General features: G+C 38.4%; 17 protein-coding genes. 9 read left to right on the plus strand and 8 right to left on the minus strand.

Features of this window, described 5'->3' with window-relative positions; translation table 11 throughout:
• Positions 1–44: 44 nt before the first annotated feature.
• The 3 genes from SJY37_RS10935 to SJY37_RS10945 all read left to right on the plus strand — a co-directional run bounded on the left by SJY37_RS10935 (position 45) and on the right by SJY37_RS10945 (position 2,722).
• The gene (locus SJY37_RS10935; protein ID WP_298324173.1) at positions 45–1,676 is read left to right on the plus strand and encodes an amidohydrolase; all 1,632 of its coding nucleotides are present in this window, start codon (positions 45–47) and stop codon (positions 1,674–1,676) included.
• Between the two features lie 69 nt (positions 1,677–1,745).
• Positions 1,746–2,459: a YqjF family protein gene (locus SJY37_RS10940; protein WP_298324176.1), complete on the plus strand. Its 714-nt coding sequence runs from the start codon at positions 1,746–1,748 to the stop codon at positions 2,457–2,459.
• Positions 2,460–2,464: 5 nt separating this feature from the next.
• On the plus strand, positions 2,465–2,722 hold the full coding sequence (locus tag SJY37_RS10945; protein WP_013749509.1) for a DUF3820 family protein: 258 nt from the start codon (positions 2,465–2,467) through the stop codon (positions 2,720–2,722).
• A gap of 1 nt (position 2,723) precedes the next feature.
• Here the strand turns inward: SJY37_RS10945 and SJY37_RS10950 are convergent, their stop codons facing one another.
• The 4 genes from SJY37_RS10950 to SJY37_RS10965 form a co-directional block, all read right to left on the minus strand.
• Positions 2,724–3,449, minus strand: a complete 726-nt coding sequence (locus SJY37_RS10950) for an SAM-dependent methyltransferase (RefSeq protein ID WP_298324182.1) — start codon at positions 3,447–3,449, stop codon at positions 2,724–2,726.
• 121 nt (positions 3,450–3,570) lie between these two features.
• Positions 3,571–4,044: a low molecular weight protein-tyrosine-phosphatase gene (locus tag SJY37_RS10955; protein WP_298324185.1), complete on the minus strand. Its 474-nt coding sequence runs from the start codon at positions 4,042–4,044 to the stop codon at positions 3,571–3,573.
• Positions 4,045–4,173: 129 nt separating this feature from the next.
• A complete protein-coding gene (locus SJY37_RS10960) occupies positions 4,174–5,442 on the minus strand; it encodes an ammonium transporter (protein WP_298325449.1) in 1,269 nt (422 codons plus the stop codon).
• Between the two features lie 54 nt (positions 5,443–5,496).
• Complete coding sequence (locus SJY37_RS10965) at positions 5,497–6,537, minus strand: porin (protein WP_298324188.1); 1,041 nt, start codon at positions 6,535–6,537, stop codon at positions 5,497–5,499.
• 440 nt (positions 6,538–6,977) lie between these two features.
• On the opposite strand from SJY37_RS10965, the gene gltB reads away from it, so the two are divergent.
• From gltB to SJY37_RS10980, 3 genes are read left to right on the plus strand one after another with little or no spacing between them, the layout of a single operon-like run.
• Entirely contained in the window at positions 6,978–11,516 is a 4,539-nt protein-coding gene (gene gltB, locus SJY37_RS10970; protein WP_298324191.1) for a glutamate synthase large subunit, read from the plus strand.
• 3 nt (positions 11,517–11,519) lie between these two features.
• Complete coding sequence (locus tag SJY37_RS10975) at positions 11,520–12,983, plus strand: glutamate synthase subunit beta (protein ID WP_298324194.1); 1,464 nt, start codon at positions 11,520–11,522, stop codon at positions 12,981–12,983.
• Between the two features lie 52 nt (positions 12,984–13,035).
• Positions 13,036–13,242: a hypothetical protein gene (locus tag SJY37_RS10980; RefSeq protein WP_298324198.1), complete on the plus strand. Its 207-nt coding sequence runs from the start codon at positions 13,036–13,038 to the stop codon at positions 13,240–13,242.
• A gap of 82 nt (positions 13,243–13,324) precedes the next feature.
• On the opposite strand, the gene dnaA is transcribed toward SJY37_RS10980, so the two are convergent.
• Positions 13,325–14,752 carry a chromosomal replication initiator protein DnaA gene (gene dnaA, locus SJY37_RS10985; protein ID WP_013749500.1) on the minus strand — a complete coding sequence of 476 codons (1,428 nt, stop codon included), beginning with the start codon at positions 14,750–14,752 and terminating at the stop codon, positions 13,325–13,327.
• A 203-nt stretch (positions 14,753–14,955) separates the two neighbouring features.
• On the opposite strand from dnaA, the gene SJY37_RS10990 reads away from it, so the two are divergent.
• On the plus strand, positions 14,956–15,348 hold the full coding sequence (locus SJY37_RS10990) for a thioesterase family protein (RefSeq protein WP_144783688.1): 393 nt from the start codon (positions 14,956–14,958) through the stop codon (positions 15,346–15,348).
• Here SJY37_RS10990 and SJY37_RS10995 read toward each other — a convergent pair whose 3' ends face one another.
• The 3 genes from SJY37_RS10995 to gndA are packed head-to-tail and all read right to left on the minus strand — an operon-like array spanning position 15,349 to position 19,102.
• Entirely contained in the window at positions 15,349–15,960 is a 612-nt protein-coding gene (locus SJY37_RS10995) for a YigZ family protein (RefSeq protein ID WP_298325452.1), read from the minus strand.
• A 43-nt stretch (positions 15,961–16,003) separates the two neighbouring features.
• Positions 16,004–17,653 carry an ABC transporter substrate-binding protein gene (locus SJY37_RS11000; RefSeq protein ID WP_379953066.1) on the minus strand — a complete coding sequence of 550 codons (1,650 nt, stop codon included), beginning with the start codon at positions 17,651–17,653 and terminating at the stop codon, positions 16,004–16,006.
• 39 nt (positions 17,654–17,692) lie between these two features.
• Positions 17,693–19,102: an NADP-dependent phosphogluconate dehydrogenase gene (gene gndA, locus SJY37_RS11005; RefSeq protein ID WP_298324205.1), complete on the minus strand. Its 1,410-nt coding sequence runs from the start codon at positions 19,100–19,102 to the stop codon at positions 17,693–17,695.
• A gap of 176 nt (positions 19,103–19,278) precedes the next feature.
• On the opposite strand from gndA, the gene zwf reads away from it, so the two are divergent.
• Both zwf and pgl read left to right on the plus strand, forming a co-directional pair.
• Positions 19,279–20,790 (plus strand): glucose-6-phosphate dehydrogenase, encoded by a 1,512-nt coding sequence (zwf, locus tag SJY37_RS11010; protein WP_144783694.1) that lies wholly within the window; start codon positions 19,279–19,281, stop codon positions 20,788–20,790.
• Between the two features lie 61 nt (positions 20,791–20,851).
• Positions 20,852–21,565: a 6-phosphogluconolactonase gene (gene pgl / locus SJY37_RS11015; RefSeq protein WP_298324210.1), complete on the plus strand. Its 714-nt coding sequence runs from the start codon at positions 20,852–20,854 to the stop codon at positions 21,563–21,565.
• Positions 21,566–21,579: the final 14 nt, after the last annotated feature.

The following is a 21,579-nucleotide window of genomic DNA, read 5'->3' on the forward strand; positions in this document are numbered from 1 at the left end:
CAACGTACTAGGAGTCTTTTGTATTTTTAAACAAAAAACCAACGATGCGTAAAATTCTATATTCTTTAGCAATTCTTCCTTTATTATTCTCTTGCGAGACTAAGCAATCTGTAGACCTTATTGTCACAAATGCAAATGTGTATACGGTAGATAACGCTTTCGCGAAAGCGGAATCTTTTGCAATCAAAGATGGGAAATTTATAGCAGTAGGTACGTCTAACGACATTACCGAAAAGTATGAAGCTGCTGAAACAATAGATGCTACAGGAAAAACTGTGTTGCCAGGACTTATAGATGGTCACTGTCACTTTTATGGACTTGGTCAAAACCTCCAAATAGCAGATCTCGTTGGTACTGAAAGTTATGATGAGGTAATTGCAAAAGTATCTGCCTTTGCAAAGGCAAATCCTGATGCAACTGTGTTGAGAGGAAGAGGATGGGATCAGAACGATTGGGCTGTAAAAGAATTTCCTACTAAGGAGAAGCTTGATGCTTTATTTCCAGATGTTCCTGTTGTTTTAGAGCGTGTGGACGGTCACGCATATTTAGTAAATCAAAAAGCGTTAGATCTTGCTAGTATAGATGCTTCTACAAAGGTAAGTGGAGGAGAAGTCGTACTTGTAGACGGCAAAGTAACGGGTGTTCTTATTGACACACCGCAAACATTAGTTGACGCAGTATTACCACAACCTAGCACTGCCGAAAGTGCTCAAGTGTTACTAGAAGCACAGGAGCTTTGTTTTTCTTACGGTCTTACTACAGTAAATGATGCAGGTCTTAATAAAAACATTGTAGAACTTATAGATAGTCTTCAGCAAGCTGGAAGTTTGCAAATGAGAGTATATGCAATGTTATCTAATAATGAAGAAAATCTAGATCACTACCTAACTACAGGAAAAGTAAAAACAGATCGTCTTAATGTACGTTCTATAAAAGTATATGGTGATGGAGCTCTTGGTTCTCGTGGAGCGACAATGCGTGAGGCTTATAGTGATAAGGATGGACATTTTGGAGCGATGATCACACCATCTGAAGAGATGAATGATCTTGCAAAGCGTATCGCCGCAGCAGATTTCCAAATGAATACACATGCCATAGGTGATAGTGCAAACGTAGTCGTACTAAGAGCTTATGAAAAAGTGCTAGCTTCAAAAACAGATCCAAGATGGAAAGTAGAACATGCACAAATAGTATCAAGAGAAGATTTTGATGTTTTTAGTGATAAGATTTTACCTTCTGTACAGCCTACACACGCGACTAGCGATATGTACTGGGCAGAAGATAGAGTAGGAGCAGAGCGTATCAAAGGAGCTTATGCATACAAAGACTTATTAAATCAGTCAGGAATTGTAATCCTAGGAACAGATTTTCCTGTAGAGCAGGTAAGTCCGTTTTATACATTTTATGCATCTGTTGCTCGTAAAGATTTAAAACAATATCCAGAAGGTGGATATCAAATGGAGAATGCACTTACTAGAGAAGAAACTTTAAAAGGAATGACAATCTGGGCTGCCTATTCAAATTTTGAAGAAGACGAGAAAGGAAGTATTGAAACTGGAAAGTTTGCAGATTTCATCATCATGGATGAAGATATCATGACGGTGGAAGAGGATAAGATTCCTAACTTAAAAGTCGCTGCTACGTATGTAGATGGTGTAAAAGTGTATCAGCAGTAGGCGATCCTACTTTACAGTCTAGGTGAGACTCGCACTACTTTACATTAATTACTATCACACTATAATTCTATGAGCTTCCTTACCGCAGTATGGCGCCAGCTTGCTTTTATAAATTATGAGGTAGATCCAGCTCTTTTAGAGCCATATGTCCCTTATGGAACAGAGTTAGATTTTTATGAAGGTAAATGTTATGTGAGTGTCATTGCCTTTATGTTTATGGATACGCGTATTAAGGGTATTAAAATTCCGTTTCACGTAAATTTTGAGGAAGTGAATCTGCGTTTTTACGTGCGTAGAAAAGATGGTGGTATTTGGAAACGTGGAGCAGTGTTTATAAAAGAAGTAGTTCCTAAGCCTGCAATTTCTTTTGTTGCAAATGCACTTTATAATGAGAGCTATGAAACCTTACCCATGCGACATGAGTGGGAGATTACAAGTGAACATCGCAAGATCTCATATGGATGGAAAAAGGATGGCACGTGGCAGTCTATTAATATAGAGGCCGCTGTAGCTTCACAACCTATTGAGAAGAATAGTGAGATGGAGTTCATATCAGAACATTATTGGGGATATGCGAGTCCTTCTAAGTTTAAAACTAATGAGTACGAGGTAACGCACCCGCGATGGAATTATCATCCTATAAAGAAAGCAACGTTTGATATTGACTTTGAGGCGATGTACGGTGCTAAATTTAGCTTCCTACAAACACAGAAGCCTACTTCTATATATTTGATAGAAGGTTCGGCAATAACGATTGAGGGTAAAACGGTGATTAAGAAATAACAAGCATGGCAGATATACATAAAGAAGCACAGGATCACCTCATCGAGATGGCTTATTATAGAATGCCTTTTGGTAAATATAAAGGTTGGTACTTAGTAGATCTGCCAGAATCTTATTTTGTGTGGTTTAGACAACAAGGTTTTCCAGAAGGTAAGCTGGGAAGGTTACTTCAAGAAATGATGGAAATTAAAGTAAATGGTCTAGAACCTATGATCAAAAAAATCCAACAAAAATATCCTAGGCCAGCTAATTTGAGGCGCTAACTTAATATGACTTGTGAATTATAAAAATTGCAGGTCTTTTGTGTAAGTCTGGTGCATTAGTTTTCCAGAAAGAAGCACTTTTTGTAACTATATATTCTGTAGGAAGCGTGATATCGCAAGCAATACAAACTTGTGTTTCAGGATGAACAGTATTGCAAATGTCTTCTAGCATCTTATTATTGCGATACGGAGTCTCAATGAATAATTGCGTTTGTCCCTGCTCAGAAGATAATCGTTCTAATCGTTTCAACTCTTGCTTACGCTGTTGTGCGTCAATAGGTAGATATCCATTAAAAGCAAAATTTTGACCATTCATACCGCTGCTCATCATTGCCATGAGTATAGAAGATGGACCTACAAGTGGTACCACCTGAATGCCTTTTTGATGGGCAATTTTTACAACTTCTGCTCCAGGATCTGCAACACCTGGAACTCCAGCCTCAGATAGTAACCCTACAGATTCCCCTTGTAAACATGGCTCTAAATACGATGGGAGCTCAGCAATATCTGTGTATTTATTTAATGGGAATAATTTTAATGAGGGTTGTGATTTGCCAGGAGATATCGCTTTAATGGAGCGACGTGCTGTTTTTTCGTTTTCTACGATATACGTATCTATAAATTCTACCACCTTTTTTACTGAGATAGGCATTACTTCTAGAGCGCTTGTGTCACCTAGAGTCGTAGGTATCAGATATAATTTTCCAGTTGCGGTAAATGAACTCATAGGTAAGTAGTTTATAGGTTGGGGTTATCGTATGGGTTGCAATATAAATACATCGTCTCATATGAGCAATATTTACTTTTGCAATGTCTATAATTTCTAATAAGATGTATGATGTAATAAATTACGCTAGTTCCTTTGCGATATGATCGCATGCGGTATCCAGCATTTCATATACTCTCTCAAAGTCTTCTGCACTTCCATGATATGGATCTGGAACATCTACTTTTTCTCCATGAAACACTACATCGAGAATCATCACTACTTTACGGCGCTGCTCATCTGAAGTTGCTTTGGCTAGCACATCTTCCAGATTGTTTTGATCCATCACATAAATATGATCAAAATCATTAAAATCACTTTCAGATAACTGTCTCCCTCTAAGTCCTGAGATATCCACACCATGAGATAATCCTACTTTTACGCTCCTAGGATCTGGCGGATTACCAACGTGCCAATCTCCTGTACCTACGGAGTCTACAGTAAAAAGAGTTTCGTCTAGCTTAGATCTTAAAATACCTTCGGCTAGCGGAGAGCGGCATATGTTTCCTAGGCAAACCATTAAGATCTTTGTAGTGGTGGGAGCTTGTTCGTTCATTACTCTAAGGTACTTAATTTATATACGCTTTCGCGAAAGCGTAATAAAATACCGATAATAAAAAACCCTGACCATCTGGTCAGGGTTTTAAAATTAAAGTAAAATATGCGAATTGAGGTTGATATTTAATTACTCACCTCTATCTCTTTTTCCTGGGTAAGCTATGGTACCGTGTTCTGCCATATCAAGACCTAATTCTTCTATTTCTTTACTTACACGTAGTCCAATAGTCTTCTTAAGTGCAAATAAAATGATGAATGATAAGCCAATAGACCATGCTGCATACGCCAAAGCACCTAATGCTTGAACGCCTAGTTGACTAGCGCCACCACCATTAAGTAGGCCTATTCCTGCATCTCCATCAATTCCCCAAAGTCCAATTACTATGGTTCCCCAAACACCTACAACTCCGTGTACTGAAACTGCACCTACTGCATCGTCAATTTTAAGTTTCTTCTCGATAAACTCTATTGAAAATACGACTAGGATACCTCCTATTAATCCAGCTAAAACCGCTCCTCCAGCGCTCATATTACCACAACCCGCAGTAATACTTACTAAACCGGCAAGGGCTCCATTTAAGGTTTGTGCTAGGTGTGGTTTTCCATACCAGATCCACGTTGTTATTAATGCACCTAGTCCTCCTCCAGCAGCAGATAGATTTGTGATTAATACAACGTTTGAAGCTCCTATAGCATCTGCTCCACCCCAAGCGAGTTGAGATCCACCATTAAAACCAAACCATCCTAACCAAAGAATAAATACACCTAGAGTGGCTAGTACTTGGTTGTGTCCTGGGATTTCAAATACTTTTCCATCGACAAATTTTCCAATGCGTGGTCCTACTAATATAGCAGCAACTAATGCAGCCCATCCACCTACAGAGTGTACAATAGATGATCCAGCAAAATCAATGAAGCCTAGGTTAGATAACCAGCCTTCTCCTTGCCATTGCCATCCTCCTGAAATAGGATAAATAACGGCTGTCATTATTAGAGAGAATATAATGTATGTTGAGTATTTTGTTCTACCTGCAATTGCTCCAGACACGATGGTTGCAGCTGTTGCAGCAAACATGGTTTGGAAGAAAAGATCTGCGCCTTCTCCTTGAAAAAGACCACTCCAGAAAAACCAACCGTTAGAAGTGTCTCCATACATCAGAGAGTATCCTACAATCCAGTATGTTAAAGAACCTACGCAAATGTCTAGTAGGTTTTTCATTGCAATATTTACGGCATTTTTAGAACGTGTCATTCCAGATTCTACTAATGTGAATCCGGCTTGCATAAAGAATACTAGAATACCAGATAGTAGCATCCAAAGCATTCCTATGTCTCCATTTATCGCAGTGATTGCATTTTCTAAATCTTCAGGACTTACAGTGTCTTGTATAAACATGAGATTAGGCATAATTGAGTTTAATAGTTGTATCATAATTAGAGATTAGTTTTATTAGAATTTATAGATACCTGCAATTAGAAATGAAGATAATGAGCTGTTAGGTTCAAGGTCAGTATCAAGGAATGTGTCTTCACTAGCACTGTCTAAGCGAAATTCTGGTTTGATGGTAAGGTCACCTACGGTATAACTTCCAGTAAGAGTAACTGCAAGTACAGATGCATCTCCTTCATCATCATAACCTCCTATGGCTCCAGCACCACCTTCTGCTTCTGCAAAGTATTCTCCTCTCAGTCCTAGTGTAAAAGATTCTGATGTTTTGTATTGTGGATATAGCGCAACACCATAAAATGAAGCTCCGTCTGTGTCATTGTATGTTGCGTTAAGACCTAGGTAAAAGTCATCTGATAGATCGTGACCAGTAGTAAGATCTACTTGGAATGTACTTTCTGTACTTCCTCCTTGCTTTCCATACAAGAAATTAAGATACGTGGATTTATAACCTAGCTGAGCGCCTAGTGTGTAATCGTTATCAAAATTAAATTCTGTAGCATCTGTCTGGTTAAGTACACCTACCATAGCGCTCCAATCTTCAGATAAAGTAAAGTCTGCTTTTATACCCGTATGAGAAAATGGTCCATATGAAAACATATAAGACGTTGAGTAGTTAAAGTTGAGAGTAGGAGAGATTACTTCATAACCTAAGAAGGTATTAAAGTTTCCTAAAGTAAGTTTTACTTTTTCCGAAACATTCCAGTATACGTAAAGTTGGTTTACAATATTTGAAGAAGGTCCAGATAAGAAAACAGCTTCTTCACCTCTAGGGCCAAAAACTAAATCTGCGACAGCACCTACTTTTCCATTTTCACTTTCAAAAGAACCTATCACATTTGCCATACCAATTGCAAAACCATTGCGATTTGCAAAGGAGGTATTTGGAGCGATAGCATCCTCGCCATTAGGTCCAGAAAGATTTTGTCTAAAGTATGTGTCAACACTTCCTTCTACAGTAAATTTTTTCTTTGTTGATTCTTCCTGAGCAAATAAGGAAGTGGTTGTAATGGCTAGTACTAAGAACGTAATAATGGACTTCATAAGAGTGTGGTTTTATTGTTGATTAGTTCCCAAATGTATCTTAAAATTTAGTTAAGGCTATAAATTGTGGTGTTGTTTTGTAAATTTTTATGTTTTTTTTAAAATCACCCCTAAAAAATTAGGGGTGTGGTAAATAATTTGTGATTTTGTTGTGATATGTGTTTTTGGGTTGTTGGGTTTTTAGTGCTAAATGAGTTAAATTATTAAGGATATTTTGGTCTTAGGCGGTATTCGTTGCAATGGCGATAACGTTTTCGTGGTTTTTGAGCAATTTTATTAATTTGAATATGATAAAATAACCTATGTTTTAATGAGGTTATATGAATTAAGTGGTGTCTATAATTTATTAATCGCAATAATGTGTGGTGGTTTTTGAGACTTAGATAAGTAGGATTATCTTGTGAATAAGTAATGATGGTTTCACCATAAAAATGTAGACAATGCTTAAGGATCAGGGATTATATTTAAAAGAATTTGAACACGATGCTTGTGGAGCGGGATTCATTTGTAGTTTAAAAGGAATAAAGTCAAATGACATTATTCATAAAGCACTAGAAATTCTAGAAAAACTAGAGCATCGAGGAGCTGTAAGTGCAGATGGAAGAACGGGAGATGGCGCAGGAATCCTTATAGATATACCTCACGATTATTTTCAAGCGAGCTGTGATTTTGAGTTGCCACAAGAAGGAAGTTATGCTGTGAGTAATGTGTTCCTTCCTCGTAAACAAAACCAACGAGATTACTGTATTTCGGTGTTTGAAAAGAACCTTACGGATCAAGGTATACATATTATAGGATGGAGAGATGTACCGGTAGATAAATCTATTTTGGGTGAGATTGCTCAGGTTTCAGAACCCTTTGTAAAGCAAATCTTTGTTTCGTATGACGGTGGTGATAAGAATCCCGCTTTCGCGAAAGCGCAACAAAAACCAACTCCAGAATTTGCATTTAATTTAAAATTATTTACTGCACGTAAAATTGCAGAACACACCATATATGATTCTAAGCTATCTGAAAGTTCATTCTTTTATGTGCCTAGTTTTTCTACCAAAACAATCATTTATAAGGGGCTACTAATGCCTCAAGATATTAAGGTCTATTATAAGGACTTGATGGATCCTAGGGTTGTGACACGTCTGGCACTTGTGCATCAGCGTTTTTCAACAAATACATTCCCTACATGGGATCTTGCACAGCCTTTTAGATACATGTGCCATAATGGAGAGATTAATACGTTGCGAGGGAATGTAACTCGTATGTATTCGCGAGAAGAGCTTATGGAGAGTCCGCTTTTTGGGGAGGATATCAAAGCTGTGTTACCAGTGGTAATCCCAGGTAAATCTGATAGTGCGTCTATGGATATGGTGGTAGAGCTGTTATTAATGACCGGCCGCTCACTTCCAGAGGTAATGATGATGCTCGTGCCAGAAGCGTGGGAAAAAAATAAGGAGATGTCTCCTGCAAAACGTGCTTTTTATGAATTTAACTCCTGCCTTATGGAGCCTTGGGATGGTCCAGCGTCTATTCCGTTTACAGATGGTAATTATATAGGAGCGGTACTTGATCGTAATGGATTGCGTCCATCGCGTTATTCTGTTACAAAGGATGGCTACGTGATTATGGCTTCAGAAATTGGTGTGGTAGATATTGAGCCTAGCAATGTGCAGTTCCACGGTCGTTTAGAACCAGGTAAGATGTTTCTAGTAGATATGGCGCAAGGTCGTATCATTAACGATGAGGAAATAAAAGAGGAGATTGCAACGCGTCACCCGTATCAAGAATGGCTTGATGAAAATTTAATTCACTTAAGGGACATTCCTTATAATGAGTGTCCGCTATTTTTAAATGAAGCGCCCCTCAAGGAGCGTTTGATCACCTTTGGGTACACACAAGAAGATATAAATACAATTATACTACCCATGGCAGCAAATGCTAAGGAGCCTATAGGTTCTATGGGTAATGATGCTCCTATTGCTGCGCTTTCAGAAAGATCGCAACTCATTTATAACTACTTCAAACAATTATTTGCTCAGGTTACAAACCCACCACTAGATGGTATTAGAGAAGAGTTGATTACAGATATTTCTCTAACCTTGGGAGCCGATTATAATATTTTTGACATAAATCCCGAGCATTGTAGAAAACTTAAAATTCAAAATCCAGTTATATCAAAACAAGATTTAGATAAGATAAAAAGTCTAGATGATAAAAACTTCAAAGTGGTTTCTGTGCCGATGCTATATCAGGTAGAGAGAGGTCATAACGGTCTTGAAGAAGCGCTAGAAAAACTGTTGCAAAATGTAAGCAAGCAGCTTGATGAGGGGGCAAATATTGTTATTCTATCAGATAGAAATACGTCACTTACAGAGGCACCTATACCAGCATTGCTTGCCTGCTCTTATATAAACAACGGACTAGCAACTCATAAGAAGAGATCTCAATTAAGTTTAATTATTGAATCTGCAGAGCCTAGAGAGGTGCATCATTTTGCGTTATTGTTTGGTTATGGTGCGAGTGCGATTAATCCTTATATGGTTAATGAGATTATAGAAAATCATCCAGAAGATCTTGAGCTTGCTAGTGTAGATGTAGAGGAGGCTATTCAAAATTTCAATAAAGCTGTAGGTAAGGGTGTGCTTAAGGTGATGAACAAGATTGGAATTTCTACACTTAATTCATATCGCAGTTCGCAACTATTTGAATGTATAGGTATTAGTAAAAAAGTAGTTTCAAAATATTTTCCGCGCACGGTGACTAGAATTGAGGGTGTTGGATTACACCAATTAGAAGGAGAAATAAGTAAGCGTCATACAGCTGCTTACGATAAAAAGGAAATTGCTGCAGACTTACCACTAGAAATAGGTGGTGAGTACAGATGGCGAAGAGACGGGGAGGCTCATTTATTTAATCCGCTTACGATTGCAAAACTTCAAGAATCTGTACGAAGCAATAAGCCAGTAATTTATAAGGAATATGCAGATCGTGTAAATAATCAAGCTAAACAACTAATGACTATTAGGGGCTTGTTTGAGTTTACAAACTATGATCCTATAGACATTGACGAAGTAGAGCCCTGGACGGATATTGTAAAGCGTTTTAAAACGGGAGCAATGTCTTATGGATCTATTAGTAAAGAGGCGCATGAAACACTAGCTGTAGCGATGAATCGTATAGATGGTAAATCAAATTCTGGCGAAGGAGGGGAAAATCAAGAGCGTTTTTATAAAGATGTAAACGGTGATTGGAAAAACAGTGCAATCAAGCAGGTAGCTTCTGGGCGATTTGGGGTGACCTCAAATTACCTTACAAATGCTGCAGAGATTCAAATTAAAATGGCACAAGGAGCTAAGCCTGGTGAAGGAGGACAGCTACCTGGACCTAAAGTAAATCCAGAAATTGCAAAAACACGTAATTCTACTCCTTATGTAGGATTGATTTCTCCGCCACCGCACCATGATATTTACTCGATTGAAGATCTATCACAACTTATTTATGACCTTAAATCTGCAAATAGAGAGGCACGCATTAATGTGAAGTTAGTGTCAGAAGTAGGTGTGGGAACTGTAGCCGCTGGTGTTGCAAAGGCAAAGGCAGATGTTATTTTAATATCTGGTCATGATGGCGGGACTGGTGCAACGCCACTTACTTCATTAAAACATACTGGACTTCCATGGGAGCTAGGACTCGCCGAAGCGCAGCAAACACTCGTTATGAATGATTTGCGTGGTCGTGTGAGATTAGAATGTGATGGCCAACTCAAAACAGGTAGAGACGTGGCAATTGCATGTCTTTTGGGAGCAGAGGAGTTTGGTTTTGCAACTGCACCGCTAGTGGCTTCTGGATGTATTATGATGCGTGTATGTCATTTAAATACTTGTCCTGTGGGAATTGCTACGCAAAACCCAGAGTTACGTAAGCGTTTCAAAGGAAAGCCAGAACATGTAGTTAACTTCATGTATTTCGTGGCGCAAGAGCTTCGTGAGATTATGGCAAAGCTTGGCTTCAAGACCGTAGATGAAATGGTTGGGCAAGTGCAAAAACTAGAGCGAAACACCGCTATAGATCAGTATAAAGCATTAGGTCTAGACTTGTCTCCTATATTACACAAGATTGCTGTTAAAGAAGGACAGTCCTTACGAAATACAGAGAAGCAAGATCACGATTTAGAAAAAGCATTAGATTTCAAAATTATATCTCAGGCGCACCCTGCATTATTCAGAAAAGAGAAAACCACGCTTGATCTTAAGATTACAAATGAAGACAGAGCAGTAGGAGCCATTTTAAGTAATGAGATCTCAAAAATTTATGGAGTTAATGGGCTGCCAGAAAATACATTAAAAATCAACTTTGAAGGTTCGGCTGGGCAGAGTTTTGCAGCATTTGCAACGCATGGACTAACACTTTCGGTTACTGGAAATACAAATGACTATATAGGTAAAGGACTTTCTGGAGCAAAAGTGATTGTAAAAGTACCTGTAGAGGCAACCATAATTCCTGAAGATAATGTCATTATTGGAAACGTAGCATTTTATGGTGCTACCGCTGGAGAGGCTTACATCAATGGAAAGGCTGGAGAGCGTTTTTGTGTACGTAACTCGGGAGCTAGAGCTGTTGTAGAAGGTATAGGTGATCATGGTTGTGAGTATATGACAGGAGGAGTAGCAGTGATTTTAGGAGCAGTGGGAAGAAACTTCGGAGCTGGAATGAGTGGAGGAATTGCTTATGTGTATGATGTTGATAGTTCGCTTTCGCGAAAAGCAAACTCAGAGGGCTTAAACTTCTTAAAAGTAGAAGAAACACAAGATCGTGAGGAGCTTAGACAATTGGTTGAAAACCATTACAACGCCACACAATCTCCACTAGCACAACGTTTCCTAGAAAATTGGGATGTGGAAATAGGTAATTTCACGAAAGTGTTACCAGAAGAATACCGCCAGGCTTTAATAAGACTAGAGGAAGAACAAAAATTAGCAAACTAAGAGATGGGAAAAGTAACAGGATTTTTAGAATATAAGCGCAAAGATGAGAGCTATGTAGCTCCGGAGGAACGCTTAAAAAATTACAAAGAATTTACCGTTCCACTTGAAGAGTCAGATCTTAAAAAGCAGGGAGGAAGGTGTATGGATTGCGGGATTCCATTTTGTCATTCTGGATGCCCGTTGGGTAATCTTATACCAGATTTTAATGATGCAGTGTATAAAGGTCGCTGGAAAGAGGCTGCAGGGATATTACATGCAACTAATAATTTTCCAGAATTTACAGGAAGACTTTGTCCTGCCCCATGTGAGGAGGCTTGTGTTCTTGGTATTAACGAAGACCCTGTAAGTATTGAAAATATAGAAAAAAATATAGTAGAGCGTGCTTTTGAAGAAGGATGGATTACTGCGCAACCACCTGTGAAACGTACAGGGAAATCTGTTGCTGTTATTGGTTCTGGACCTTCTGGACTTGCTACGGCACAACAGCTTAACAGAGCTGGACATGCGGTGACTGTTTTTGAAAGGGATGCAAAAGTGGGCGGATTACTACGTTATGGAATTCCAGATTTTAAGATGGAAAAAAATGTAATAGATCGTCGTCTTGAGGTCCTTGAAGAAGAAGGAATCACCTTTAAAACAAATGCGCATGTGGGTAATAACATAAGTGTAGAGGCGCTCCAAGATGAGTACGATGCTATTGTACTGTGCGGAGGAGCAACCATAAGAAGATCCATACCAATTAAGGGTGCACATCTTAAAGGAGTGTATCAAGCAATGGATTTTTTAAAGCAAAATAACGAGCGTCAAGATGGTCTAAATGATTGGGAAGAAGAAATTGTAGCAACCGGTAAAAACGTTGTTGTAATAGGAGGTGGAGATACAGGTTCTGATTGTATAGGCACGAGTAATAGGCAAGGAGCAAGTAGTGTGACTAACTTTGAGATTCTTAATAAGCCTACTGTAGGGCGACCTACAGAACAGCCTTGGCCATATTATCCTATGCGACTACGCACAAGTTCTTCGCATAAAGAAGGAGTTGATCGTGTGTTTAGTATATCAACCAAAGAATTTGTGGGTGACGCTGCAGGAAATCTTACGGGATTAATTACCGCAGAAGTGGAGTGGATTACTCATGAAAGTGGAAGACGAGAGTTAAAAGAAGTTCCTAATTCAGAAAAAGAATGGGAATGTGATATGGCATTTCTAGCATTAGGTTTCACCGGTCCAGAAAAAACATTAATTGACCAATTACATCTCGATACAGATTTGAGAGGTAACATTAAGGCAACTGATTATAGTACTAATGTCTCGGGTGTATTTGCAGCAGGTGATATGCGTAGGGGGCAATCCCTTATCGTCTGGGCAATTTCTGAAGGACGTCAAGCAGCACATCACGTAGATAAGTTTTTAATGGGAAGTTCTGAGCTTCCATTAAAAGATGAGGATAGCGATTTGCCTAGACGTTAACTATTTGTGATGTTAATTGTATATTGACATTTCTAACAATAGAAGTAGTATCATGAAAATTCAAAAAAGTTCAAAAGGAGAATGGGTATCAACTTTTGGAGGAGTGCTTGTTGTAATAGGAATCATGTGTATGGTTTTTGAGGCCAGTAGTTATTTTATTTTTGGATTTCTCATAGCGGGTATTCTTGTTACGAGTGTTGGAGTGGTCAATTCACTTAAGAGTGGTGTCGCAAAAAAGAAAATAGAAAAAGAGAATTAAATTTGACTATAACAGTAAAAATAACAAAGCCTCTACATGAAAATGTAGAGGCTTTGTTATTATAATCAATTCAAGATAGAAGTTACACAGATAGCTTCTTTCCTAAATCTTCTACGTATTTTCTAAACTGCTTGTCTGTGCTGGCAAGGTTATCTACCGTTTTACAAGCGTGTAATACGGTTGCGTGATCGCGTTGTCCTATTTGAGAACCTATACTTGCAAGTGATGCCTTTGTAAGCTTCTTTGCAAAGAACATAGCGAGCTGTCTCGCTTGTACAATGTGACGTTTACGAGTTTTAGACTGTAGTGTCTCTACATCCATCTGGAAGTAATCTGATACAATCTTTTGTATGTAATCTATAGATACTTCGCGCTTCGTATGCTTCACGTAGTTGTCTACAATCTTCTTAGCTAAATCTAATGTGATTTCTTTCTTATTGAAAGAAGAGTGAGCAATAAGTGATATAATAGCACCTTCTAGCTCTCTTACATTTGTCTTGATGTTATTTGCAAGAAATTCTACAATCTCTTCTGGCATCTCAACACCATCTTGATATAGCTTTTGCTTTATGATGGCTATACGCGTTTCAAAGCTTGGGTGTTGTAGCTCTGCACTTAATCCCCATTTAAAACGAGAAAGAAGGCGTTGCTCGATGTCTTGCATATCAACCGGCGCCTTATCTGAGGTAAGAATTACTTGCTTACCATTCTGATGTAGGTGATTAAAGATATGGAAGAACACATCTTGAGTTCCTGCTTTACCACTTAGTAATTGAATATCATCTACAATAAGAACATCAATAACTTGATAGAAATGTATAAAGTCATTTCTGTTGTTCTTTTTTACAGACTCAATATACTGTTGTGTAAACTTCTCAGCAGATATGTATAAAACAGTCTTTGCTGGATATTTATCTTTTATTTGAACACCTATAGCGTGTGCAAGGTGAGTTTTTCCTAAACCTACACCGCCAAAAACGAGTAGTGGATTAAATGATGTTCCTCCAGGTTTATTTGCAACTGCCATTCCTGCAGAACGTGCAAGACGGTTAGAGTCGCCTTCAAGGAAGTTATCAAAGTTATAATTAGGATTGAGCTGTGATTCAATTTGTAAATTTCTGATACCAGGAATTACAAAAGGATTTTTAAGCTCTGGGTTCTTGTTTTTAAATGGAGCATCAACATCTTGAGATTTCATAGTGCTACGATTTGCACTAGGAATCTTTTCAGTAAACGGTTGATTGTTTCCGTAAGTGTTTTCCATTCTGATTACATAAACCAGTTTGGCATTTTCACCTAGTACTTTGTTAAGCGCAACTTTAAGAAGTTTAACATAGTGCTCTTCTAGCCATTCATAAAAGAACTTACTAGGCACTTGTATGCTTAATGCGTTATCTGTGAGCTTGACCGCTTTAATCGGTTCAAACCACGTCTTGTATGCCTGGGGTGTAATATTGTCTTTAATAAAAGAGAGACAATTATCCCATACAGATTGCGCAGTTAGAGTCATTCGTTGAGTTAAATTATTGGTTGTTTTTTAGTACAGAATGCCTTTTAAAAGGATTATCGTATTGTTGATAAGGCCCCCTTTAAAAGCTAAGCAAATATGTGAACAAAAAAAGTAATAAAAAAACTAGTAGAGGGTTGTTTTTTTGCAAATTTTGTTGCATCATATATCAGATTTAAAATTACAAAAAATTAGACCTCTCTACTGTGAAAAACCATATTACTTTTGTTAAAGTTCGCTACTCAGAAACCGACCAGATGGGCTTTGTGCACCATAGTAACTACGCTCAATATCTTGAAATTGCGAGACTTGAATGGCTAGAACAGCTTGGAATTTCATATAAATGGATGGAAGAAAATGGAGTTATGCTACCGGTATATAATTTAAATACGACCTTTAAAAAATCTGCACTTTTCGATGATCGCCTTAAAATAGAAACTTCACTTAGGAATATTCCTACGGTGCGTATTATGTTCGATTATAAAGTTTATAACCAAAAGGAAGAGTTATTAACAGTGGCAAGTACAGAATTGATCTTTATGAATACTAAAACTGGGAGACCTATGAGGTGCCCAAAATACATTTTAGAGAAGCTCTAATTAATCTTCTTTTAGAAGGTTAATTCCATAGACTTCATTAAAAGCCTCAATCACCTTTTCAGACTCTTTTCTGCGTATGGCGAGATGGAAGACGCAGTCCATTTCCATTTTTTGCTCGATAATGGTCACCTTATGATCATTTATTAAGCGCATTGCTTTGTTGAGTAGGGGATATTCAAATTGTACTGAGAAAGGAATATCAATTGTTTTCTTTACAATACGAGCATTCTCAAGTGCGAGTTGTGCACCCGTTCTATAAGCATTGATTAGACCACCTACACCTAATTTTGTTCCACCAAAATATCTTACAACCACCACAAGTACATTTGTAACATCAAAAGATTGTAGCTGTCCATAAATAGGAGCACCCGCACTATTAGAAGGCTCGCCATCGTCATTTGCACGGTATTGTTCGTATTCCTTACCTAACACATAAGCATAGCACCAGTGTCTGGCTTGGTAGTGCTGTTTTTTTAAGGCGTCTATATGCTCCTTGACTTCTTCCTCTGTGGTAACGGGGAATGCATAGCCAAAGAATTTGCTATTACGATCCTTGAAGAGTGTCTCCTCAGAAGGTGATAAAATGGTGTTATAAGTGTCTTTGTTTTCGATATTATAATTTTTTTAGGTACGCTTTCGCGAAAGCGTAATCACACTACTCTTTACTCTTTTTTACATATTTCAACACTAAGAAGTTCTGAGCATTGGGTTCAAAACCTGAAATGGTCTTCTGTGTAAATCGCACTACTTCGTCATAATAAAGCGGAATGATAGGGGATTGCTCTATAATAAGAGAGTCCATTTTTATGTAGTACTGTTTGCGTTCATTAATATCTGTAATACTTAAGCTTTTCTCGTAAAGACTGTCAAATGTGGCACTTTTAAAGTGTGTGTAGTTAGGTCCGTTAGGAGTGAAGTTTTTACTGTAAAATAGACTCAAGTAATTTTCGGCATCTGGATAATCTGCTATCCAACTAGCACGGAAAGCGTCTAGCTCACCACTACTTTTCATCTGACGTAAGGTAGATGGAGGCATCACATCAATTTGTACATCCAGTCCTACTTTTTGTAGCTCCCGTTGAATGTACTCACATATATCAAGATACTGACTATTTGTACCGATAGTGAGTTGTGGTGACTGGTCTCCAGTTTGTGCGGTGTACTGAGCTACAAGTTCTTTAGCAAGTGTAGGATTGTAATTATAACCTTCTATCTCATTAAAACCTGGAAGCCCCTTGGGGATAAAACCGTTTACAGCAGGCTTTCCTATCCCATTGCGCAGATAGGTGATCATTTTCTCACGATCAAAACCGTAGTTCACTGCCTTGCGTAATAAAGTAGATTGCACTTCTGGAGTGTTACTATCTAGATAGAAACCTATATACTCAGTGTTGAGCCATGGCACTTTTTCAAAATTTACTTGATCTTCATACTTCTCGCGTAGCGTTCCAGAGGCAGTGAGTATCTCGTCTTTATAAGAAGGATCAAGACTATTTAAAAAATCAATATTACCTTGAGCAAACTGTAAAAATTCGCTTTGCTTGTCTGGCAAAAATGTAATGGCAACCGCCTCTAAGTAAGGAAGACTATTTCCAGCAGCATCTTTCTCATAATATAATTCGTTTTTACGAAGTACGAGTTTCACGCCTTCTTCCCAACGTTTAAATTTAAACGGACCAGTACCTATAGGGTTTGACCTAAATTCGTTTCCATAAAAAGTAGTCACTTCCTTAGGTACAACAGAGCAGTATCTCATGCTAAGCAATCCTAAATAGGCTGGAAAAGGCTGCTTTAATTTTACTGTAAAAGTACTGTCATTTTCTGCCTTATAATGTTCCACATTACTAAGTACCCAACTTCCAGGTGATGCGATAGCTGGATCTGTAAGTCTATCAAAGGAATATACAAAGTCACTTGCAACCACATTCCTTGTGCTATCTACAGTATTAAAAGCTTCATGTTTGTGAAACTTTACATCATCACGTAGCGTGAAAGAGTAGTAGAGGGCATCTTCAGAAATTATCCAAGACTTAGCAATATCTGGCTGCACATTAAGATCATTGTCTAATTGTACAAGTCCATTAAATAATTGATTCACCGGCCAGATAATAGGCGGATTACGAGCAAAAGCAGGATCTAATGTTGAAATCTGGTATTGCTCGTTGTATCTAAAAACCTCATGATCTCGATCAGTGTTTGTAGTGTTTGAACAACCTATTACAAATAGACTTAAAAGCACGACAACAAGCCATGCAGCTGCTGTCCATGTGCTAGATTTTCTTAAAAAGATATTGTTATGATACAATAGGGAAGTGCTTCAATGGTGATATTAATTATTGCGTTCTTATTTCTCCCATTCTGTGTGGAAGATTCCCTCGCGGTCTAATCTTTCGTAGGTGTGAGATCCAAAATAATCTCGTTGTGCCTGGATAAGATTAAGTGGTAATCTCGTAGAAGTATATGCGTCAAAATACGTTAACGAGTTTGATACTCCAGGAAGCGGGATTCCATTAACAGCTCCATAAGCAACAAGTTCTCTAGCCGAGTCCACAGTGCTTTGTATTTTTTTAATAAACGATGGAGATAACAATAGATTAGGTAGCTCTGTATCTTCTGTAAATGCATCTGTGATATCTGCAAGGAGCTTTGCTCTTATGATACATCCAGCTCTCCATATTTTTGCAATTACTGCAATATCGAGGTCATATCCATATTCCTTAGATGCGTCTGCTAGCTGATGCAAACCTTGAGCATAAGTAATAATGTAAGAGAAGTAAAGCGCTTCTTCTGTAAGCTTAGTCAGCTTTGCTTTATCCATCGCTGCCACTTCTGGGCGATCGTATAGAGAATCTGCAATGGTGCGCTCATCTTTAAGTGCAGAGATTTCTCTCATACTCACAGCAATATCAATAGAGGGTACGGGAATACCAAGATCCATCGCATTTTGCGAAGTCCATTTTCCTGTGCCTTTCTGTTTTGCTTTATCAAGAATCTGGTCTACAAGGTCACCACTAGTAAGAGTGTCCTTTTCGGCAAAAATTTCTGATGTAATTTCCACTAAGAAAGACTGTAAACGTCCTTCATTCCATGATTTATAGGTTTCGTGAAGTTCTTGATTAGATAAGTTTCCTGCCTTTTTAAGCACGTCGTATATCTCAGAAGTGAGTTGCATGAGTCCGTATTCAATACCATTGTGCACCATTTTTACATAGTTTCCAGCAGATTTAGGTCCTAAGTAAGCAACACAAGGTTCTCCATTATATTTGGCAGATACTGCTTCAAAGATGGGTTGAACCGCTGCATATCCTGGCTTTGATCCTCCGGGCATGATACTAGGTCCTATACGTGCGCCTTTTGCTCCTCCAGAAACTCCTGCTCCAAAAAAGTGAATTCCTTTTTCAGATAAGTAAGCTTCTCTTCGGTCGGTATCGGTAAAGAAAGAGTTTCCTCCGTCTATGATGATATCTCCTTTATCTAAGTGTGGTAGTAAACTTTCTATGACGATGTCTACTACTTTACCTGCGGGTACTAGTAGCATGATTTTACGTGGGGATGATAACGCTTTCGCGAAAGCGGATACATCTACCGTCGCATCTACGCGTTTTGGGTCACCGCCTTCTTCTATAAGTGCTTGCACTTTTTCTGGGTCAAGGTCATTGCCCATCGCGCTAAAGCCATTATCGGCTACATTTAATATAAAGTTGCGTCCCATTACGCCCAGTCCAACCAAGCCAAAATCGTAAGAATTTTTCATAAGTAAAGTTTCATTCCCCACAAATATGCTCAGAAAAGCAGCTCAAAATTATCAGTGGGCATTGCTCTTCAAAAATAGTGGAAAAATAATTGTTTTTGTGAGTAAGTGGTAGGTAAGTCGGTTGGGAATGGACGAAAGTTTCAATACTTTTGAAGCACCTTAAATAAGTTATTCATATGCGCAAGACAGAGAATCAGTTATTAGTCATTTTTGGCGCCTCGGGTGACCTCACTGCTCGAAAATTAGTTCCTGCTCTATATAAATTATATAAAGATAAACACCTACCTAAGCATTTTGCTGTGCTTGGTGTGGCGCGTAGTTTTATGACCGATGAGGAGTTTAGAAAACGCGTAGCGCTAGAAAGCAAATATCTAGACGATAGTGAGGAGTTTATAGCCGCATTTTCTGAGAAGTTATTTTATGAAGATCTCCATAAAAAATATGATGTAGATTACCGTGAGCTTAATGAGCGCATACAAGATATCAACACGACATACCAGTGTGATAATAATATCATCTTTTATTTATCTACACCGCCTAGTTTATTTGAAGCCATTGCAAAGAATCTTACAGCAAAAGGACTTAATGATGAGCGTCTAGGTTGGAAACGACTTATAGTAGAAAAACCTTTTGGCTACAGTCTTGAGACTGCAAAGTCACTTAACGAGGGATTACACAGATATTTTAAAGAATCGCAGATTTATAGAATAGACCATTACTTAGGTAAAGAGACTGTTCAAAACATACTTGTCACTCGATTTGCAAATAGCATTTTTGAACCTTTATGGAATCGTGATTACATAGACCACGTTGAGATCACAAATGCAGAGAGTGGAGGCGTAGAGTCTCGTGGTGGTTATTATGATAAGTCTGGAGCATTGCGAGATATGTTTCAAAGTCACTTATTACAGCTTGTTGCATTAATAGTAATGGAACCGCCATTAAGTGCAGATCCAGAAGAAATACGTAACGAAAAATTAAAAGCACTCAAGTCATTGCGATTAATGACAGACCCAGAGGTGCTTGATAAAAATACCATACGCGGGCAATATTTAAGCAGTGAGATAGATGGCGAGCGTGTAAATAGCTATCGCGAGGAAGAAGATGTAGACCCAGATAGTATTACAGAAACCTATGCTGCGGTTAAGTTTTTTGTAGACAACTGGCGCTGGGCAGATGTTCCTTTTTATGTGCGTACGGCAAAACGTATGCCTACTAAGGTTACAGAAGTTGTGATACACTTCAAGTCACCGCACCACCAGATCTTTAAAAACTCAGACATTAATAAGGATAATAAACTCATCATACGTATTCAACCTGATGAGGGTATCTTAGTAAAGTTTGGTGTGAAAGTTCCAGGACAAGGGTTTAAGGTAGAACGTGGTAATCTTGATTTTTACTACTCTAGCTTAGGTGATACAGATATTATGGAGGCTTACGAACGTCTATTGCTTGATGCAATGCAAGGTGATGCTACTTTATATTCTCGTGCAGACGAGGTAGAAGCAGCATGGAGATTTACAGATCCTATACTTGAATATTGGACAAGTCGTGATGTAAAGATGTATGGTTATGCAGCAGGAGTCTGGGGACCAGAATTTGCAGATGATCTTATAGAAGGTCGTGGCGGCTGGCGTAATCCAGGAGCACATCTAGCAGATGATCCAGGATACTGTGTGATAGAATAACAATATTGAGTTTTACCCATATTAACTAGCTTCTGCAGTTGCAGTTATAGAATAGAAAACAATGACACTACATATATCAAAAACAAAGCAAGAAGTAGCTCAAGATTTTGCTACTTATTTAATGGAAGCTGCAAGCGGTAAAGAACGTTTTACTGTAGCACTATCTGGAGGAAGCACTCCTAAGATTGTTTTTGACCTACTTGCAGAGAAGCATAAAGATACAGACTGGTCTAAGTTTCAGTTTTACTGGGGAGATGAGCGTTGTGTTGCTCCTACAGATGAGCAAAGCAATTACAAAATGACAGTCGATCATCTGTTTTCAAAAATTAATATCCCTGCGGAAAATATACATCGCATCCTTGGCGAAAATAATCCAGAAGCAGAAGCTATACGCTATGCAGAGGTTTTAGAAAGTACGCTCGCTTCAGAAAATGAGGTGCCTCAATTTGATTTAGTCATATTAGGTATGGGAGATGATGGTCACACTGCATCTATATTTCCTCATGAGATAGAGTTGTGGGACTCATCAAACTGGTGCGAAGTCGCTACACATCCAGAATCTGGACAACAACGCGTGAGTATTACGGGCGATATCATCAATAATGCGCAAGCCGTAGCTTTTTTAGTTACTGGAGCTTCAAAAGAAGAAAAGGTAGTCACTATCATTAATCAAGAAGAAGATTTTAGAGATTATCCAGCAAGTCTTGTTTCACCACTCTCTGGAGAACTTCATTGGTTTATGGACGAAGATGCAGCAAGTGGTTTAGATCAATAAATTTACTCTTAAAA

The organism is Dokdonia sp. R78006 (assembly GCF_042466145.1).
Taxonomy (GTDB): domain Bacteria; phylum Bacteroidota; class Bacteroidia; order Flavobacteriales; family Flavobacteriaceae; genus Dokdonia.

Coding starts and splice junctions, on each gene's coding strand:
- SJY37_RS10935 (WP_298324173.1), top strand. CDS start 45: ATGCGTAAAATTCTATATTCTTTAGCAATTCTTCCTTTATTATTCTCT.
- SJY37_RS10940 (WP_298324176.1), top strand. CDS start 1,746: ATGAGCTTCCTTACCGCAGTATGGCGCCAGCTTGCTTTTATAAATTAT.
- SJY37_RS10945 (WP_013749509.1), top strand. CDS start 2,465: ATGGCAGATATACATAAAGAAGCACAGGATCACCTCATCGAGATGGCT.
- SJY37_RS10950 (WP_298324182.1), bottom strand. CDS start 3,449: ATGAGTTCATTTACCGCAACTGGAAAATTATATCTGATACCTACGACT.
- SJY37_RS10955 (WP_298324185.1), bottom strand. CDS start 4,044: ATGAACGAACAAGCTCCCACCACTACAAAGATCTTAATGGTTTGCCTA.
- SJY37_RS10960 (WP_298325449.1), bottom strand. CDS start 5,442: ATGTTTATACAAGACACTGTAAGTCCTGAAGATTTAGAAAATGCAATC.
- SJY37_RS10965 (WP_298324188.1), bottom strand. CDS start 6,537: ATGAAGTCCATTATTACGTTCTTAGTACTAGCCATTACAACCACTTCC.
- gltB (WP_298324191.1), top strand. CDS start 6,978: ATGCTTAAGGATCAGGGATTATATTTAAAAGAATTTGAACACGATGCT.
- SJY37_RS10975 (WP_298324194.1), top strand. CDS start 11,520: ATGGGAAAAGTAACAGGATTTTTAGAATATAAGCGCAAAGATGAGAGC.
- SJY37_RS10980 (WP_298324198.1), top strand. CDS start 13,036: ATGAAAATTCAAAAAAGTTCAAAAGGAGAATGGGTATCAACTTTTGGA.
- dnaA (WP_013749500.1), bottom strand. CDS start 14,752: ATGACTCTAACTGCGCAATCTGTATGGGATAATTGTCTCTCTTTTATT.
- gndA (WP_298324205.1), bottom strand. CDS start 19,102: ATGAAAAATTCTTACGATTTTGGCTTGGTTGGACTGGGCGTAATGGGA.
- zwf (WP_144783694.1), top strand. CDS start 19,279: ATGCGCAAGACAGAGAATCAGTTATTAGTCATTTTTGGCGCCTCGGGT.
- pgl (WP_298324210.1), top strand. CDS start 20,852: ATGACACTACATATATCAAAAACAAAGCAAGAAGTAGCTCAAGATTTT.